The sequence below is a fragment of the Nocardia ninae NBRC 108245 genome (genome assembly GCF_007990755.1).
In the GTDB taxonomy this organism is placed as follows: Bacteria; Actinomycetota; Actinomycetes; order Mycobacteriales; family Mycobacteriaceae; genus Nocardia; species Nocardia ninae.
The window spans coordinates 64,604-80,472 of sequence record NZ_BJXA01000023.1; the positions used below are offsets into that span (position 1 = coordinate 64,604).

The 15,869-nt window shown below is 68.6% G+C and carries 16 protein-coding genes; 11 read left to right on the forward strand and 5 right to left on the reverse strand.

Annotation, left to right across the window (positions count from 1 at the left end):
* Positions 1 to 65: 65 nt before the first annotated feature.
* Both NN4_RS18725 and NN4_RS18730 read right to left on the reverse strand, forming a co-directional pair.
* The gene (locus NN4_RS18725) at positions 66 to 797 is read right to left on the reverse strand and encodes a uracil-DNA glycosylase (protein ID WP_147132764.1); all 732 of its coding nucleotides are present in this window, start codon (positions 795 to 797) and stop codon (positions 66 to 68) included.
* 5 nt (positions 798 to 802) lie between these two features.
* Positions 803 to 2,095, reverse strand: coding sequence for a M20 metallopeptidase family protein (locus NN4_RS18730; protein WP_147132767.1), 1,293 nt, complete (start codon positions 2,093 to 2,095; stop codon positions 803 to 805).
* A gap of 252 nt (positions 2,096 to 2,347) precedes the next feature.
* On the opposite strand from NN4_RS18730, the gene NN4_RS18735 reads away from it, so the two are divergent.
* From NN4_RS18735 to NN4_RS18770, 7 genes are all read left to right on the forward strand, one after another.
* Positions 2,348 to 2,791: a GyrI-like domain-containing protein gene (locus NN4_RS18735; RefSeq protein WP_040738955.1), complete on the forward strand. Its 444-nt coding sequence runs from the start codon at positions 2,348 to 2,350 to the stop codon at positions 2,789 to 2,791.
* Positions 2,788 to 3,222 carry an effector binding domain-containing protein gene (locus tag NN4_RS18740; RefSeq protein ID WP_147132770.1) on the forward strand — a complete coding sequence of 145 codons (435 nt, stop codon included), beginning with the start codon at positions 2,788 to 2,790 and terminating at the stop codon, positions 3,220 to 3,222. The genes NN4_RS18735 and NN4_RS18740 overlap by 4 nt, the downstream gene beginning before the upstream one ends.
* Before the next feature lie 252 nt (positions 3,223 to 3,474).
* Positions 3,475 to 3,711: a hypothetical protein gene (locus tag NN4_RS18745; protein ID WP_147132772.1), complete on the forward strand. Its 237-nt coding sequence runs from the start codon at positions 3,475 to 3,477 to the stop codon at positions 3,709 to 3,711.
* 301 nt (positions 3,712 to 4,012) lie between these two features.
* On the forward strand, positions 4,013 to 5,830 hold the full coding sequence (locus NN4_RS18755) for a putative bifunctional diguanylate cyclase/phosphodiesterase (RefSeq protein ID WP_147132887.1): 1,818 nt from the start codon (positions 4,013 to 4,015) through the stop codon (positions 5,828 to 5,830).
* A complete protein-coding gene (locus tag NN4_RS18760) occupies positions 5,827 to 6,840 on the forward strand; it encodes a GAF domain-containing protein (protein ID WP_147132775.1) in 1,014 nt (337 codons plus the stop codon). The genes NN4_RS18755 and NN4_RS18760 overlap by 4 nt, the downstream gene beginning before the upstream one ends.
* A gap of 97 nt (positions 6,841 to 6,937) precedes the next feature.
* Complete coding sequence (locus NN4_RS18765; protein ID WP_147132890.1) at positions 6,938 to 8,065, forward strand: glycosyltransferase; 1,128 nt, start codon at positions 6,938 to 6,940, stop codon at positions 8,063 to 8,065.
* Between the two features lie 58 nt (positions 8,066 to 8,123).
* Positions 8,124 to 8,996: an SDR family oxidoreductase gene (locus NN4_RS18770; RefSeq protein ID WP_147132779.1), complete on the forward strand. Its 873-nt coding sequence runs from the start codon at positions 8,124 to 8,126 to the stop codon at positions 8,994 to 8,996.
* Here the strand turns inward: NN4_RS18770 and soxR are convergent.
* Positions 8,965 to 9,450: a redox-sensitive transcriptional activator SoxR gene (soxR, locus tag NN4_RS18775; protein ID WP_107659310.1), complete on the reverse strand. Its 486-nt coding sequence runs from the start codon at positions 9,448 to 9,450 to the stop codon at positions 8,965 to 8,967. The two genes, NN4_RS18770 and soxR, sit on opposite strands and share 32 nt — an antisense overlap.
* Positions 9,451 to 9,625: 175 nt before the next feature.
* Between soxR and arcA the strand changes: the two genes are divergently transcribed.
* Both arcA and NN4_RS18785 read left to right on the forward strand, forming a co-directional pair.
* Positions 9,626 to 10,924, forward strand: a complete 1,299-nt coding sequence (arcA, locus tag NN4_RS18780; protein ID WP_234391258.1) for an arginine deiminase — start codon at positions 9,626 to 9,628, stop codon at positions 10,922 to 10,924.
* Between the two features lie 7 nt (positions 10,925 to 10,931).
* Positions 10,932 to 11,291 (forward strand): GntR family transcriptional regulator, encoded by a 360-nt coding sequence (locus tag NN4_RS18785; RefSeq protein ID WP_135237604.1) that lies wholly within the window; start codon positions 10,932 to 10,934, stop codon positions 11,289 to 11,291.
* A gap of 16 nt (positions 11,292 to 11,307) precedes the next feature.
* Here NN4_RS18785 and NN4_RS18790 read toward each other — a convergent pair whose 3' ends face one another.
* On the reverse strand, positions 11,308 to 12,912 hold the full coding sequence (locus NN4_RS18790; RefSeq protein ID WP_186818503.1) for a dolichyl-phosphate-mannose--protein mannosyltransferase: 1,605 nt from the start codon (positions 12,910 to 12,912) through the stop codon (positions 11,308 to 11,310).
* Between the two features lie 467 nt (positions 12,913 to 13,379).
* Between NN4_RS18790 and rsmI the strand changes: the two genes are divergently transcribed.
* Entirely contained in the window at positions 13,380 to 14,240 is an 861-nt protein-coding gene (rsmI, locus tag NN4_RS18795) for a 16S rRNA (cytidine(1402)-2'-O)-methyltransferase (protein ID WP_147132782.1), read from the forward strand.
* 84 nt (positions 14,241 to 14,324) lie between these two features.
* Positions 14,325 to 15,077: an isocitrate lyase/PEP mutase family protein gene (locus NN4_RS18800; RefSeq protein WP_147132785.1), complete on the forward strand. Its 753-nt coding sequence runs from the start codon at positions 14,325 to 14,327 to the stop codon at positions 15,075 to 15,077.
* 35 nt (positions 15,078 to 15,112) lie between these two features.
* Here the strand turns inward: NN4_RS18800 and NN4_RS18805 are convergent, their stop codons facing one another.
* A complete protein-coding gene (locus tag NN4_RS18805; protein ID WP_246180946.1) occupies positions 15,113 to 15,742 on the reverse strand; it encodes a TetR/AcrR family transcriptional regulator in 630 nt (209 codons plus the stop codon).
* Positions 15,743 to 15,869: the final 127 nt, after the last annotated feature.

The window sequence follows — 15,869 nt, forward strand, 5'->3', positions numbered from 1 at the left end:
GTGGTCCCCGACTCCCCGGCTACCACGATAACGGTGCTGTGCCGGCCGTGTGGAGTTGTCGGGAGCTAGTCGGCCGACGGTCCGTCGACGTCGAGTCCCGCGGCTTGGGCTGCCGTGCTCAGCACCGCCTCGACCATCGCGGGCGTGAGCCGGCCGGTGAAGGTGTTCTGCTGGCTCACGTGATAGCAGCCGAACAGGTGCAGCGGTGCGCGGCCGGATTCGGCCGGGGACAGCTGTACGTGCACCCCGTGCCCGAACTTCGGTCGCGGGCGTGGAATGACCCATCCCGCCTCCGCCAGCACGGGCAGCAGCGCCTGCCAGCCGAACCCGCCGAGCACCACCACGGCCCGGACAGTCGGTGCCAGCAAAGCGAATTCGGTGGCCAGCCAGTGTTTGCAACGGTCGCGCTCGGCGGGCGTCGGTTTGTTGTCCGGCGGTGCGCAGTGCACCGGTGAGGTCACTCGGACGCCGTGCAAACGCAGGCCGTCGTCGCGATGGGTCGCCGTGGGCTGGTTGGCCAGCCCGACCGCGTGCATGGCGGCGTAGAGCACGTCGCCGCTGCGGTCGCCGGTGAACATGCGGCCGGTTCGGTTGCCGCCGTGCGCGGCCGGTGCCAGCCCGACGACGAACAGCCGGGCATCGTCGGGTCCGTAACCGGGAACCGGGCGGCCCCAATAGGTTTCGTGCTGGAACGCGGCGCGCTTCTCCCGTGCCACCTGTTCGCGCCAGGCGACCAGGCGCGGGCAGGCGAAGCAGTCGGCGACCGCGGCATCCAGCTCGGCGATGGTGTGGCACACGGGAATCACTCTAGATCCGGGACCAGCGCGCCGGTCAGGTGGTCGACGGCCACGTGGGCGTGCAACCGGACACCGGTGACGAGGGTGTCGTCGTCGGCGTAGAAGTGCGGGCTGTGGTTCATGAACAGCCCGCGGCCGCCGGGCGCGGGCACCGGCATTCCATTGTCGGCGAGCTCGGCGTCCTGCACGCCGAGCGTCACATACAGCCCGCCGTATCTGTTGACGAACTCCGAGACATCGTCGTAGCCGAGGGTGGCCGGGGTCTGCACGACGCGGTCGACGCCCGCGACCCGGCAGAACGTCGGCAGACCGGCGTCGATCCACTCCTTCTTGTTGTGCACCGCGGGCACATCCTGTAGATAGTCGACGGTCGCGGTGGTGTTGTAAGCCTGCGCGGTGTGCTCGGCCAGCGTGCCGAGCCGCTTCTGCACCTCGGCCATATCGGCTTCCACGGCACAGCGGATGGTGCCCCACAGGGTGACGGTGCGGCCGATGATGTTGAACCGGCCGACATCCTCGATGTGCCCGATCGACACGGTGATCGGCTCGAACGCGTTCACCTGCCGGTAGAGCTGGCCGATGCCGGTGAGCACGGCGCCGACCGCGGGCATCGGATCGATGCCCATCCACGGTGTCGAGCCGTGCACCTGCTGCCCGGTGATGGTGATCCGCACCAGACACGACGCGCCGAACTGATTGCCGACCCGATACCCGATGTAGCCCTTGGGAAATGGCGTCACGTGGAATCCGAAGGCCATCGTCGGCACCGGGTCGGCGAACACGCCCTGCGCGAGCATCTCTCGCGCGCCGCCCTTTTCGTCGACCGGCGGACCCTCCTCGGCGGGCTGGAAGACGAACAACACCGTGCCGGGCAGCCGATCGCGCACGCCTGCAAGCGCACTCGCGGCACCCAGCAGCATCGCGGTGTGGCAGTCGTGGCCGCAGGCGTGCGACACCGGGAACGGGCCGCCGGGATATTGGTGGTCGACCACGTGCGAGGCGAAGTCCACGCCGCATTCGTCCGGCACCGGCAAGGCGTCGATGTCGGCGCGCAGCGCGATCACCTTGTCGCCGGGTTGCCCGCCGCGCAGTACCCCGACGACGCCGTGCCCGGCGATTCCGGTGCGTACCTCGTCGAGGTGCAGCGAGCGCAGCCGGTCGGCGATGAGGGCGGCGGTCTCGACTTCCCGGTTGGACAGCTCGGGGTGCTGATGCAGCTGCCTGCGCCAAGAGATCACCTGGTCGGCCAGCGCCGCGGCACGCTCGTCGAGTTCGTCGTGGATCGGGCTGTCGTTCATCAGGTCTCCGTTCGAGGTCGACGGTTGGCCAGTTGATCGGCAAGCGAAACGATCATGTCCACTATGCATGAGTGCCTTTCCGGCGGTGTCGCTTTACCCGACGCAGGTCATTTGTCCAGTTCGGGACGGTCGTGACCGTGGATAACAAGCCGGACATGTGATCGTGACCACGCGGTCTGTGTTGATAGCATGGCCTTTCTGGCCGACCGGATGCGGGCATCGCCCCCGGATTCATCTCGAAAGAGTCTTTCCATGCAGTTTGAAATCGTCGAGCGGGACGAAACGTGGGTTGCCGGGTTGCCGGTGCGCAGCCCTAAACGTGCGCTCGGAGAGCTGCGTGACCACGACCTCGAGGCCGCCTGGGCGACCGTGCTGCACCAGGAGCTGGGCGGCCCGCTCGCCAGCGCCTACACCGACTACACCGGTGAGCTCGGCACCTACAACACCCAGATCGTCGGCTACGAGTGCGCGTCCTTCGGCGACGTCACCCGCGGCCATCTGGTGGCCAGGCTGCCGCGCGGCACCTATGCGCGGTTCTCCTCGGTCGGTAACTTTCCGCAGGTGATGACCGACCTCTGGACCCAGATTGCGTACGCCGAGGAACACAACCAGATCAAACGCACCTACACCGGTGACTTCGAGTGTTATCCGCACGCCTACAAGATCGAGCTGTATCTGGCGGTAGACGCCCGATGACTTATGCGATCGCAGTGCGTGGTGAGGCGATTTACGGCGGCCTGGTGGTACCCCGCGTGCGCCCGAGCTTCAAGGTCAGCAACAGCGACCTGATCGAGTTCCTCAAGGACCGCCTGCGCGACCGTAAGGGCGAGGACCGTCCGATGTACACCGTGTACGTGCCGGACCCGGCCGGAAATTACAACGCTGTCGTCTGCTTCGAGTACCGCGAACCCGAGGCGGTGCCGATCGGCGATGTTCTGGTGCGCGTGCCGAAGGGTGTCTACGCCCGCTTCGCGCCGAACGGCGACTATCACGATCCGGTGGAGGACGTGTGGGCGCAGGTCGATGACGCGACAGCGTCGGCCGAGATCACCCGGGCTTATCGGGAAGAGATCGAGATCTGGCAGGGGCCGGATTCGGTCGAGCTGTTCATCTCCATCCTCGTCTAGCTTGCTACTGGTTAGCTGCACTAGAACCGACCAGTCACTCTGGTATCTCGCTCAACCCCGAGATGGGTTCTGACCAGGGGGAATTTACAGGGGCGCATCCAGTTTTCGGAAGATTAACCAGACGTCTGGTCAATTCTTGCCGGATGACGGATACTGCCCTAGGCAAACCCGTCCGAAAGCAGGATTCGGGTGGAGATGTCGGCCCCGGTTCGACGACCGCGTAAGGATGCGGAGCAACGGAGTAGGAACAGTATGGCTGTCGAGGCGAGCAGCGCCGCCGCGCCGATCCGGGTTGCTGGCGGCTTCGGGTGGACGGTAGCAGGTCATTTTCCGCCGGGCCGCGATTCCGATGATCGCTATCGGGCCGATCCGATCTGGTGGGATAATCGGGGATGTCGGGCAATTGCCGATGAATTGCACGGCTCGCCGATTCGAGTCGAACAGCCCGGCTGCCGTGCGTCGGATACCGACCCCGGAATGGTGGGGTGACGGATGGGTGCGGAGAGCAGCCGAAAAGCGCGACTCCCTGGCGCACCGGCCACGATTTTCCCGGATTTCGTGGATACACTGGCGTCGCTTCGATTCTCGGACCTACTCGGAGTACCTGAGCATGAGACCATGGCGTTGGTGCTATGCCTGAGCGAATCGGCTGCTGCCCGGGGTCGTAATGGGCGGCTTCGCAGGCGGCGGCGGCCGATGCCGGGCGTGGACACCCGTGGATAGCGTGATCGGAGACAAGGTGCCTCGGCGGACGCTCGACTCATTGGTGACCCAGGTCGCCTCCGAGCTGATGGGTGTCGACGCCACGACCATGGCCGAGGCGACCGAACGGGTGCTGGCTCAGCTGGTCGAATACTTCGATGTCGACTTCAGCTACGTGCGCCACACCGACCGCGAGCGCCGGGCGTCGGTACTGATCGCGGAGTGGCCGCACCGGCCGCAGGTGCCCGATCCGGATCCGCTGGAGGTCGTCTACTTCGAGGGCGCCGATCCGGTGTTCCGCGCGTTCGAGCACGGGACCGAACCGATGATCGCCCGCCCCACACCGGAGTTCGCCGACTATCAGGAGACGATGCGCCGGGCCTCCGGCATCCCCGTCGTCACCACCGCCGCGGTGCCGCTGCTCTCGCGCGGCGAGTCGACCGGCGTGCTCGGCTTCATCAAGACCGGCGACCGGCAGTGGAGCACCCGCGAGCTCAACGTGCTCAAGGCGATCGCCGCGCTGTTCGCGCAGTTGCAGGCGCGGGTCGTCGCCGAGGAGAGGTTGCGCTACATCGCGCTGCACGACGACCTGACCGGACTGGCCAACCGCCGCGCGCTGCTCGAGCACATGGACGAGCGGCTGAAACCGGGCAGCCCGGGGCCGGTGGCGGCGTTCTTCCTGGACCTGGATCGGCTCAAGGCGCTCAACGACTTCCTCGGGCACACCGCGGGCGACAACTTCATCCGCACCCTCTCGTCGCGGCTGCGCGAGCACCTCGACCCGGACGACATGATCGCGCGGCTCGGCGGTGACGAGTTCGTCATCGTGCCGGCCAAGCCGATGGACGCGGTCGCGGCGGAGGAGGAGGGCACCCGGATCCAGCAGCTCATCGGCCGCCGGGTCACCGTCGGCGGGGAATCGGTGAGTCGCGCGGCGAGTATCGGTGTGGCCGTCGGCATCCCCGGCGAGACCACCGTCGCCGACGTGTTGCGCCGCGCCGATCACGCGCTGCTGTCCGCGAAATCGGGCGGTGGCAACGGCGTTGCTGTGTTCACCGACGCCATGCGGGCCCAGTTCGAGCTGCAGGACGACGTCGAGCTCAACCTGCGCGGCGCCGTGTCCGACGGCTCGCTGCTGCTGCACTATCAACCCGAGGTCGATCTGCGCACCGGGCGCATCGTCGCCCTGGAGGCGCTGGTCCGCTGGCTGCATCCGACCCGGGGTCTGCTGCCGCCCGCCGCGTTCGTCACGGTGGCGGAGGCGACCAACCTGGCCGGTGAGCTCGGGCGCTGGGTGATCAGGTCGGCGTGTGCCCAGTTCGCCGAGTGGCGCAGGCGCGGCCTCGCGGCGAATGTCGTGATGCGCATCAATGTTTCGCCGGTGCAGCTGGTCAGCCTGGACTTCGTGGAACGAATCGAGGACATCCTGCGGCTGTTCGGCATCGACGGCAGCTCGATCTGCCTGGAGATCACCGAGCACGTGGTGGTGCAGGATCTGGCGCGCACCCAGGTCACCCTGCGCGGACTCAAGCGGATGGGCGTGCAGATCGCCATCGACGATTTCGGCACCGGCTACAGCTCGCTGTCGCATCTGAAGGCGCTGCCGGTCGACGCGGTGAAGATCGACCGCGGCTTCGTGCAGCGCCTCGGCGCGAGCACCGATGATCTGGCGATCGTGAAATCCATTATCGGGCTTGCCGGTTCGTTCGGCCTCGGCGTGGTGGGCGAGGGCGTCGAGACGGCGGTGGCCGCGCGCACCCTGGTCGGGCTCGGTTGCTATCGGGCACAGGGTTTTCTGATCGCCCGGCCGATGCCCGCCGACGAGGTGGAGGCGCACCTGGCGGTCGGCCGCATCCCGCTCGACCTCGACCTGCCGAGGGCGAGTCGCGGCACTGCGGGGATATGACCGCAGAACGCTCGTCCGAACATCAACTGTCCGAACATGATTGGTTGCTGGTCGAAACGCTGGGCCGCACGCCGGATGGGCAGTGCACGGCGCCGACGCTGGTGTCCGATGGGACAAAGGTGAAGGACTGGGCCCGCCTGCTGCGGGTCCGCCGGGAACTGCATGCCGCGGCGCCGCAACGCATCATCGAGGTGGTGCAGTGCTGCGTCGAGACCGCCGAGTCCGTGACCCATTGCGAGACAGGGCTTGTCGTGCACGGTGTGCCGATCCGGTGCGCGTTCGACGAGGTGCACGGCGTGCAGGTGTGGGCCGGGACCGACGATCAACCGCCGCCGCCGCGGCTGCGGGTCGCCGCGTGGGACTGGGTGGCCGACACCGAATTGGCGCACCACGGGCCGGGTTTGGAGGAGCTGGTGTTCGCCAGGGCGCCCGAGGACGTCCGGGTGATCCGCACGCCGCCGGAGGCCTTCGGCCGCATGGTGCGCTTCGAGGGCCGGATCGACTATTTCGAGATGGTCGGCACGCTCGACGGCAGGCATCAGAGCGAGGTCGACATGCTCGGCGACGACGGCGTGGTGCGCAGCTTTCAGATGGTGACCAGGGCCGATCCGGTGGCCCGCCGGATCAGGGCGGTGATGCACGAATTCGCCGATGGCGCGCCCGCCCAGCCCGATGTCGACATGACCATGCTGCGCGCGGTCTCGCAGCGGGCGGACGACGGCGTCGGCTTCGTCGGCCTGAGTTCCTGCCTCATCTACGAGTGGACCAGGACCCCGGCCCCGCCGCTGGACCGCTGGGCCGTCGAACGCCCGACAGTGCACCCCGACGACCTCGCCGGCTTCCGCGCCGCCTGCGCCGAGCTGGCCGCCGAACCCGCCGGAACGGACGCCAGACACCTGCGACTACGCGTGCGGTTCACCGACACCGAGTGGATACCGGTGCGGGCCGAGCTCTCGCCCGTGCTGCCCGCCGCGAGCGGCCACGGATTGATCAAGGTGTGGCCGGAGTAGCCCTGACAAGCCGGTTCGCCGGGTCTTCCACGGCTGTTCACGCCGCGTTGGGCGCACCGGTCCCGAGGATCACCCGATGGGCTGCACCATCGGCGAGGTGCGCATAGTTCAGCTTGCGAACTTCTACGGCCCGCGGTCGGGTGGGTTGCGCACTGCCTTGCATCACCTCGGTGAGGGCTACGTGACGGCAGGCCACGAAGTGGTGCTCATCGTGCCGGGCGCACGCCGCTCGGAAGAGCTGCTGCCGACCGGCGTGCTGCGAATAACCCTGCCCGCCTTGGCTATTCCGTGGACCGGCGGCTACCGCGCGGCCGATCCGCGGCGGGTTGCCGATGTGCTCACCGGGCTGCGCCCCGACGTGCTCGAGGTGTCGGACCGGCTGACCCTGCGCGGATTCGGCCGCTGGGCCCGGCGCCGCGACGTGACCGGGGTGATGATCTCGCACGAACGCCTCGACCGGCTGCTCGGCCAGTTCATGCCGCGCCGGGCCGCGCGCCGCTGCGCCGACGTGGCCAACGGCCGCACCGCCGCCGACTACGACATCGTCGTCTGCACCACCGAGTTCGCCCGCGAAGAGTTCCTGCGGATCGATGCGCCGAACGTCGAGCTGGTGCCGCTCGGGGTGGACCTGGAGCTGTTCAGCCCGCGCAGGCACGATGGCAGACTGCGCGCCGATCTCGGGGTGCCCGGTCATCCGCTGCTGGTGCACTGCGGCAGGTTGTCGGTGGAGAAACGGGTGGAGCGCAGCATCGAGGCGGTCGCGGCCTTGCACGAGGCGGGCACCGAGGTCCGGTTGGTCGTCGCGGGTGACGGGCCACGCCGCGAGGCATTGGAGCGCCGAGCGCGTGCGCTGCCCGCACTGACAGGCGGACTGCCCGCCGTGCATTTCACCGGCTTCATCTCCGAGCGCGCGATGGTGGCGAAACTGCTTGCCACCGCGGATGTTTCACTGGCCCCCGGCCCGCACGAGACGTTCGGCCTCGCCGCGCTGGAGGCGCTGGCGGCGGGCACACCGGTGGTGGCGAGCCGGTCCTCGGCGCTCAAGGACATCGTGACCGCCGAGTGCGGCGCGGTCGCCGACGACCGCGGCTCCGCGTTCGCGCAGGCCGTCACCGACGTGCTCGCGCTGCCGACGGTGGGCCGCAGGCGCGCGGCCCGCAGCCGGGCCGAGCAGTACACCTGGCCCAGGGCGGTGGCCGGAATGCTCGCCGTACTGGGCCGCTGAGCCGCGCTCGATTACCCTGCGGTGAGCCGATTCGAGAAATTCGAGATGAGGATGCGCAGTGCGAGGTAATGGGCGACCGGGCCGCAGGACAGTGCGGGACGCGAAGGTGCTGATCACGGGCGCCGCCAGCGGAATAGGCCGGGCCACCGCGCAGGCCGCCGCCGCGGCGGGCGCCGAGCTGGTGCTCACCGACATCGATGCCGCCGGACTGGACGACACGGTGGCGGGCATCCGGCGCGACGGCGGCGTCGTGCTCGCCGCGCGGGCGTTCGACATCACCGACTTCGATGCGGTCACTGCCTTCGCCGAGCAGGTGCACGGCGAGCACGGCAGCCTCGACATCGTGATGAACGTCGCGGGCACCTCGGCCTGGGGCACCGTGGAAAATCTGGAGCACAAGCATTGGCGGCGCATGGTCGACGTCAACCTGATGGGTCCGATCCACGTGATCGAGAACTTCGTGCCGCCGATGGTGCGGGCGGGCAAGGGCGGCTCGCTGGTCAACGTCTCGTCGGCGGCCGGTCTGCTCGCGCTGCCCTGGCACGCGGCCTACAGCGCGAGCAAGTACGGCATCCGCGGCGTCTCCGAGGTGCTGCGCTTCGACCTCGACCAGCACAACATCTCGGTGCACCTGGTGGTGCCCGGCGCGGTGGACACACCGCTGGTGCACAGCGTCGAACTGGTCGGCGTCGACCGGGAGTCACCGAAGATCCGCAGGCTCACCGAGTCGTTCACCAAGCACGCGGTGTCGCCGGAGCATGTGGCGGCCTCGATCCTGCGCGGCATCGCGCGCAACCGATTCCTGATCTACACGTCCTTCGACATTCGCTTCGGCTACTGGTGGGCGCGAAAGTTCGCGCTGCCCTACGAGATTGTGATGCGGCGCGCCAGCGCCAGGTTCAGCCGGTTGCTGGCCGCGCAGCACAATTGAGCTGCACATCCAGCACGCGCGCGCCGGGGCCTTCGGTGCCGAGCCGGTCGTGCTCGTTGACCAGTTTGCAGCTGCCGAGTGACAGACAGCCGCAGCCGATGCAGCCGGTCAGGTTGTCGCGCAACCGAATCAGTTGGGTGATGCGGTCGTCGAGGTCGGCGCGCCAGGTGGTGGACAGCGTCTCCCAGTCGCGGCGGGTGGGGTTGCGGCCTTCCGGCAGCTGATCGAGGGCGTCGCGAATCTCGCTGAGCGGTATACCGACCCGCTGGGAAATGCGGATGAAAGCGACCCGCCGCAGCGTCTCGCGCGCGTATCTGCGTTGATTCCCGCTGGTCCGCCGACTGCTGATGAGTCCTTCGCGTTCGTAGAAGTGCAACGCGGAAACTGCTACTCCGCTACGCTCGGAAAGCTGCCCGGGGGTCAGCTCCTTTGCTCGCCAATCGGCTGTCGACATGCACGCTCCTCCATTCCCCTCAACAATACTTGAGGTTAGTCGGAGCCGGGGGAGGAATCGCCCGCATCGGCCAGTCGGCCCGATCCGCCGATGGCGAGGGCTGCACCACGCCGCAAGACCACAACGAACCCCCGAATAACGTGCTCTGGAGCCCCCGGCGAACTACGGTCTGAGCATGGGAGCAGATGCTGTGCCCGCGCGGCACGGAGAGGACTCGGACGCGGACGGGCTGGACCCCGACAGTCCGGGCACGCGGTTGACGGTGACCTCCGAGGTCGGCACGCTGCGCACGGTGCTGTTGCATCGGCCCGGCGACGAGCTGCGCAGGCTCACCCCGCGCAACAACGATCAGCTGCTGTTCGACGGCATTCCCTGGGTGGAGCGGGCCCAACAGGAGCACGACGCGTTCACCGGCGTGCTGCGCGAGCGCGGTGTCGAGGTGCTGCTGCTGGCCGACCTGCTCGCCGAGACCCTCGCGGTCAGCGGCGCCGCCCGCATCCAGGGCATCTCCGCCGCGGTGGACGCGCGCAGGCTCGGGCACACGCTCGCCGACCAGCTCGCCGCCTTCCTGCGCGGCGTCCGGGCCAGGGACCTGGCCAACATCCTGATGGCCGGAATGACCTTCGACGAACTGCCGTTCGGACCCGACGCCACCTCGCTGGTGCGCCGGATGCACCACGGCGCGGACTTCGTCATCGATCCGCTGCCCAACCTGCTGTTCACCAGGGACTCCTCGTTCTGGATCGGGCCACGCGTCGCGATCACCTCGCTGGCGCTGCCCGCCCGGATCCGGGAAACCTCGCTCACCGACCTGATCTACGCCTTCCATCCGCGTTTCCTCGGGGTGCGCCGCGCCTACGAATCGCACACCGCGCCCATCGAGGGCGGCGACGTGCTGCTGCTCGCGCCCGGTGTCGTCGCGGTAGGTGTCGGCGAACGCACCTCGCCAGCGGGCGCGGAAGCGTTGGCGCGCAGCCTGTTCGACGACGACCTCGCGCACACAGTGCTGGTCGTGCCGATCGCGCAGAACCGGGCGACCATGCACCTGGACACCGTCTGCACGATGGTCGACAGCGACGCGCTGGTGATGTACCCGGCGGTGCGTGACTCGCTGTGCGCGTTCACCATTCAACGCGAAGACGATTACAGCGGCCGCAACGGCGAGGGCCGGGTGGCGATGAGCGGGCCCGATCCGTTCCTGGTCGCCGCGGCCAAGGCGATGGGCATCGACAAACTGCGGGTGATCGACACCGGCCTCGACGGCGTCACCGCCGAGCGCGAACAGTGGGACGACGGCAACAACACGCTGGCCATCGCGCCGGGCGTGGTGGCCGCCTACGAGCGCAACGAGATGACGAATGCTCGCCTGGAAGACGCGGGCATCGAGGTGCTGCGCATTCCTGGCTCCGAATTGGGTTCCGGTAGAGGCGGACCCCGCTGTCTGTCCTGTCCACTATCCCGGGATGAGTTGTGATCCAACCATGTTCAACATCACCGTGTCGCATGAGTCGGCTGTCCCGCCCTACGAGCAGCTACGCATGGGGATCATCGCCAAGGTGCGCTCCGGCGAGCTGACCGCGGGCACCAAGATCCCCACCGTGCGGGCGCTGGCCGCGCAACTCGGTCTCGCGCCGAACACGGTGGCGCGCGCCTACCGCGAGCTGGAGGCCGACGGCGTGGTCGAAACCCGGGGCAGGCAAGGCTCTTTCATCGCCTCCTCCGGAGATCCGACGCGCGACGTGGCAGGCCGCGCCGCCACGGCTTACGTCGCTACCGTTCGCCGCTTGGGGCTCGACGACGCCGCCGCGCTCCGTTACGTCAAAGCGGCGCTGGAGGGTTGAGCGGCGCTGCGCGTGCTCAGCGCCAGCTCGGCAACCAGAGGTGGTCGTGCCAGTTGCCCGGTGTGATCGGCAGTGCGGTGAGGATCGGCCAGAGCCAGATGAAATTGGCGATCACCAGGCCGAGGTAGAGACAGACGGCGAGCAGGCCGAGGGTGTGCCGTTCGTCGGGCGCGACCGGTAGGTAGGTGCCGACCGGACTGCGTGGCACGGGTATTCGCCGGGACGGGCCGAGGATGTCGCCGAGGACCAGCGCCATGCCCATCACCAGGAACGGGGCGAGCGCCACGGCGTAGAAGTAGTACATCTGCCGGTCGAGGGTGAGGAACCAGGGCAGCAGCGCCGCGCTGTAGCCGACGAGCACCGCGGCGTAGCGCCAGTCGCGCCGCACCACGATGCGCCAGATCATCCAGGCGATCACCGGGAAGGCCAGCCACCAGATCGCCGGGGTGCCGATCAGCATGACGGCCTTGACGCACTGGGTCTGCCCGCAGCCGCTGACGCCGTTGTCGGCGTAGTAGTAGAGCATCGGCCGCAGCCCCATCGGCCAGGTCCACGGCTTGGACTCCCAGGGGTGGTGATTGCCCGCCGAATTGGTCAGGCCTTCATGGAATTTGAGCGCCTCGCCGCTGTAGAACCAGAGCGAACGCAGGGCAGCGGGGATCCAGCTGAACGGCCCGCCGGTGCCGACCTGATTGCCGACCGCCCACCGGTTGACGCCGGTCTCGCTGGCGAACCAGGCCCAGTAGGTGCCGAGATACACCCCGAGCGGCACCAGCACCAGCGCGTACAGGGCGGGGCCGACATCGCGGATCGCCGTGCCGGACCATGGACTGCGCACGCCATAGGCGCGCCGGGCCGCCAGGTCGAAGCCGACGCTGAGCAGGCCGAAGGCGATGATGAAGTAGACGCCGGACCATTTTGTCCCGCAGGCCAATCCGAGCAGCACCCCGGCGCCGAAGCGCCACCAGCGCACCCCCAGGCGCGGTCCCCAGGGTGTCTCGCCGATCCGGCCTTCGGCGTCGGCCTTGGCGAACCGGGCCCGCACCTCGTCCCGGTCGACGATCAGACAGCCGAAGGCGGCCGTGACGAACATCGCCAGGAAGATGTCGAGCATGCCGATGCGCGAGGAGACGAAGGTGGTGCCGTCGGCGATCAGCAGAATGCCCGCGATCGCGCCGATCAGGGTGGACCTGGCCAGCCGCCGCACGATGCGGATCACCAGCAGGACGAGCAGGGTTCCGGCCACCGCGGAGGCGAAGCGCCAGCCCCAGCCGTTGTAGCCGAATATCGCTTCCCCGATCGCGATGAGCTGCTTGCCGACCGGCGGATGCACCACCAGCCCGTAGCCGGGGTTGTCCTCCACCCAGCCGCCGTTGAGCATCTGCCAGCCCTGTGGCGCGTAATGCTTCTCGTCGAACACCGGGGTGCCCGCGTCGGTGGGGTAGTTGAGCATGGTGAACCGCGTTACCGCCGCGATCGCCGTGAGGAACGCGGTGACGAGCCAGCCGCGCAGCGTGTCGGTCGGCCCGAAATCGGGCGAGGGTCGCCGCGGCGCGGGGCTCGACCAGGAGGGCACGGACCCGAACGGAGCGGTCGCGCGCTGGTCGGTCACCTGTGTCACGCTCCGATCGTATGCTGTGCGCGCCACGAGGTCCCGCAGCGGTGAGCCCGACACCGTGTGAAATCCCTAGCACGCGCGTACTCGCCGAGTGGTCACGATCACATACCGAGTACGCCGACCACTGCCGCGCGTCGAACAAGGTGTCCGGGAGTGATGCGTACATCCCACGATTGCCGCGTACGCGTCCATGTTGCCGGGAATGTCTCGTGGTGCCGCGCATGTCTCGTGTCGCCGCGCGCGTCTCGTGCTGCCGCGCATGTCTGGTGGTGCCGCGCATGTCTCGTGTCGCCATGTACGCCTCGTGCTGTCCGATATGTCGCATGGTTCCTGCGCCCGAACCGATGGCGAAAACGGGCGCGTGGCGCATTCGGCTGTGCGTGGCGCAGTAGGGCTGCGGGCGCGGGGTGGGCGGGTCGATAGGCTGCGAAGGTTCGGTAGGTGCCGGGCGCGGTCGAGACGGGAGTGCGGTGGCGGACGATGCGACAGGGCCGGGCAGGCTGGTGCTTGCGGCGACGCCGATGGGGGACATCGGCGATGCCTCGCAGCGGCTGCGCGACGCGCTCGGGTCCGCGGACATCGTCGCGGCGGAGGACACCCGGCGGACCAAATCGCTCGCCAAGGCGCTCGGCGTGGCGATCGCCGGCCGGGTGATCAGCTTCTACGACCACGTGGAGGTCGCGAAGATTCCGGCGCTGCTCGCCGATATCGAGGCCGGGCGCACCGTGCTGCTGGTCACCGACGCGGGCATGCCCTCGGTGAGCGACCCCGGCTACCGGCTGGTCGCGGCGTGCGCGGAGCGCGATCTGCCGGTGACCTGCCTGCCCGGCCCGTCGGCGGTCACCACGGCGCTCGCGCTGTCCGCACTGCCGGTGGAACGGTTCTGCTTCGACGGCTTCGCCCCGCGCAAGGGCGGTCAGCGCCGAGAGTGGTTGCGCACCTTGGCCACCGAGCCGCGCGCCTGCGTGTTCTTCGAGGCACCGCACCGCCTCGCCGACTGCCTGGCCGACGCCGTCACCGTGCTCGGCCCCGACCGGCGCGCCGCCGTCTGCCGCGAACTGACCAAAACCTACGAGGAGGTCATCCGCGGCACCCTCGCCGAGGTCGCCGCCTGGGCCGTCGACGGCGCCCGCGGCGAGATCACCGTCGTCCTCGAGGGCGCGCAACCCAAGTCCGTCGACCCGGTCGACCTGGTGGACGAGGTCCAAGCGCTCACCGCCGACGGCATCCGCCTCAAGGACGCCTGCGCCCAGCTCGCCGGCCAGCACGGCGTCTCCCGCAACGAGCTCTACGACGCGGTGCTGGTCGCCCGCCGCGACAGCGAGGACTGACCGGCGGCGTTTGTGCGGTGCGACCGCGGTCAGGTGACGAACCGCGCCATGGTGCGCGCCGCGCCGACGCGGCATGATCGTCCTATGTCTTCTCTGGAAAGCAAGGCCAAGACCTTCCTCGCACTGCACCGTCCCGGTGACCCCGCCGTACTGCCCACCGTGTGGGACGCGTGGTCGGCGAAGGTGGCGGTGGACGCCGGGTTCGCCGCGCTCACCGTGGGCAGTCATCCGGTGGCCGACTCGATCGGGCGCGCCGACGGCGAGGGGATGACCTTCGCCGAGTTGCTCACCAGGGTCCGGCAGATCACCGAGGCCGTCGACGTGCCGGTGTCGGTGGATATCGAGTCGGGCTACGGCCTCGAACCGGCGCAGCTGATCGACGGTCTGCTCCAGGCCGGCGCCGTCGGGCTCAATATCGAGGACACCGTGCACAGCGAGGGGCAGCGGTTGCGCGCGCCGCAGGAGCACGCCGATCTCGTGCACGGCCTGCGTCAGTTCGCCGACGCGGCCGGGGTGCACGTGGTGGTCAACGCCAGGACCGATCTGTTCCTGCGCCAGGACGGTGACGAGGCGGACCGGGTCGATCGTGCCATCGAGCGGCTGCGCCTGGCCGCTGCCGCGGGTGCCGACGTGCTCTTCCCGGCGGGTGCGTCCGGCGACGCTGCCGTGCGCAGGCTGACCGGTGAACTGCCCCTGCCGATCAGCATGGTCGGCCTGCCGGACAAGTCCGACAAGGCGGTGCTCGCCGATCAGGGTGTGGCCAGGATCAGCTTCGGGCCCTTCCTACAGCGGGCGCTCACCGCGGAGCTCGAGCGGCTCCTCGCGCGCTGGAAGTAACCGCTCGCCGCTGAAAAGCGCAGCGGGCACTACGGTTACAGGCCGAGTGTGGCGTTGACGAATTGCACGAACAGCGGAGCCAGGTCGGGGACGCGAGCGGGGCCGTCGGACACGATGACGCGGCGGGTCCGCTCCCCGATCGCGTCCGGAAGTAAGGCGATCAGCTCGTCCGACACCTCCGGTAAGGCCGGATCCGCTTGGCGCGCTTGGTCGTAGAAGATTCGGTACAGCTCGGCGAAGCGGTCGACGGCCAGGTCGCGGAAGTCGACGGCGGCCTGGTTCACCTTGAACGACTCGACAAGGATCAGTCGCGCGAAATCCGGTTCGGCAGCGACGGTTTCGCAGAAGGTGACGACGATCGATTCGATCCTGGCGTGCGCGTCGGCATCCGGCGCGAGCTGGGCGAGTTCCTCGGCGATCCGGGTGGCCACGATGTCCACGCCGGTGTGCACCGCCTCGACGAAGCACTCTTCCTTGTTCGCGAAGTGCTCGTAGAAGGTGCTGCGCGAGACTCGTGCTCGGGCAACGATATCGGTGAGCGTGGTGCCGGAATATCCCATGCTGTCGACGCATTCGACCATCGCCTCGATGAGCCGCCCACGCTGCGAGACCAGGACCGCGTCTCGTGCCGCGCGATGCCGATCGGCGAAGCTGTTCTGCGGCATGGGTGTCGATCCTGTCGCCTGTTGTCGGCGCATCGGTGCCCTCCCTGTTCAGCGAACATATGCATTCGTAACCAAGCATTATGCGTCTGTGCGCCAGGGGATTACGCGCCAGTGGGCAACGATGGCC

What these genes read in the sequence shown, in the direction of transcription:
- NN4_RS18730 (WP_147132767.1), bottom strand. Translation starts at nt 2,095, where the DNA reads ATGAACGACAGCCCGATCCACGACGAACTCGACGAGCGTGCCGCGGCG.
- NN4_RS18735 (WP_040738955.1), top strand. Translation starts at nt 2,348, where the DNA reads ATGCAGTTTGAAATCGTCGAGCGGGACGAAACGTGGGTTGCCGGGTTG.
- NN4_RS18740 (WP_147132770.1), top strand. Translation starts at nt 2,788, where the DNA reads ATGACTTATGCGATCGCAGTGCGTGGTGAGGCGATTTACGGCGGCCTG.
- NN4_RS18745 (WP_147132772.1), top strand. Translation starts at nt 3,475, where the DNA reads ATGGCTGTCGAGGCGAGCAGCGCCGCCGCGCCGATCCGGGTTGCTGGC.
- NN4_RS18755 (WP_147132887.1), top strand. Translation starts at nt 4,013, where the DNA reads ATGGGTGTCGACGCCACGACCATGGCCGAGGCGACCGAACGGGTGCTG.
- NN4_RS18760 (WP_147132775.1), top strand. Translation starts at nt 5,827, where the DNA reads ATGACCGCAGAACGCTCGTCCGAACATCAACTGTCCGAACATGATTGG.
- soxR (WP_107659310.1), bottom strand. Translation starts at nt 9,450, where the DNA reads ATGTCGACAGCCGATTGGCGAGCAAAGGAGCTGACCCCCGGGCAGCTT.
- arcA (WP_234391258.1), top strand. Translation starts at nt 9,626, where the DNA reads ATGGGAGCAGATGCTGTGCCCGCGCGGCACGGAGAGGACTCGGACGCG.
- NN4_RS18785 (WP_135237604.1), top strand. Translation starts at nt 10,932, where the DNA reads ATGTTCAACATCACCGTGTCGCATGAGTCGGCTGTCCCGCCCTACGAG.
- NN4_RS18800 (WP_147132785.1), top strand. Translation starts at nt 14,325, where the DNA reads ATGTCTTCTCTGGAAAGCAAGGCCAAGACCTTCCTCGCACTGCACCGT.
- NN4_RS18805 (WP_246180946.1), bottom strand. Translation starts at nt 15,742, where the DNA reads ATGCCGCAGAACAGCTTCGCCGATCGGCATCGCGCGGCACGAGACGCG.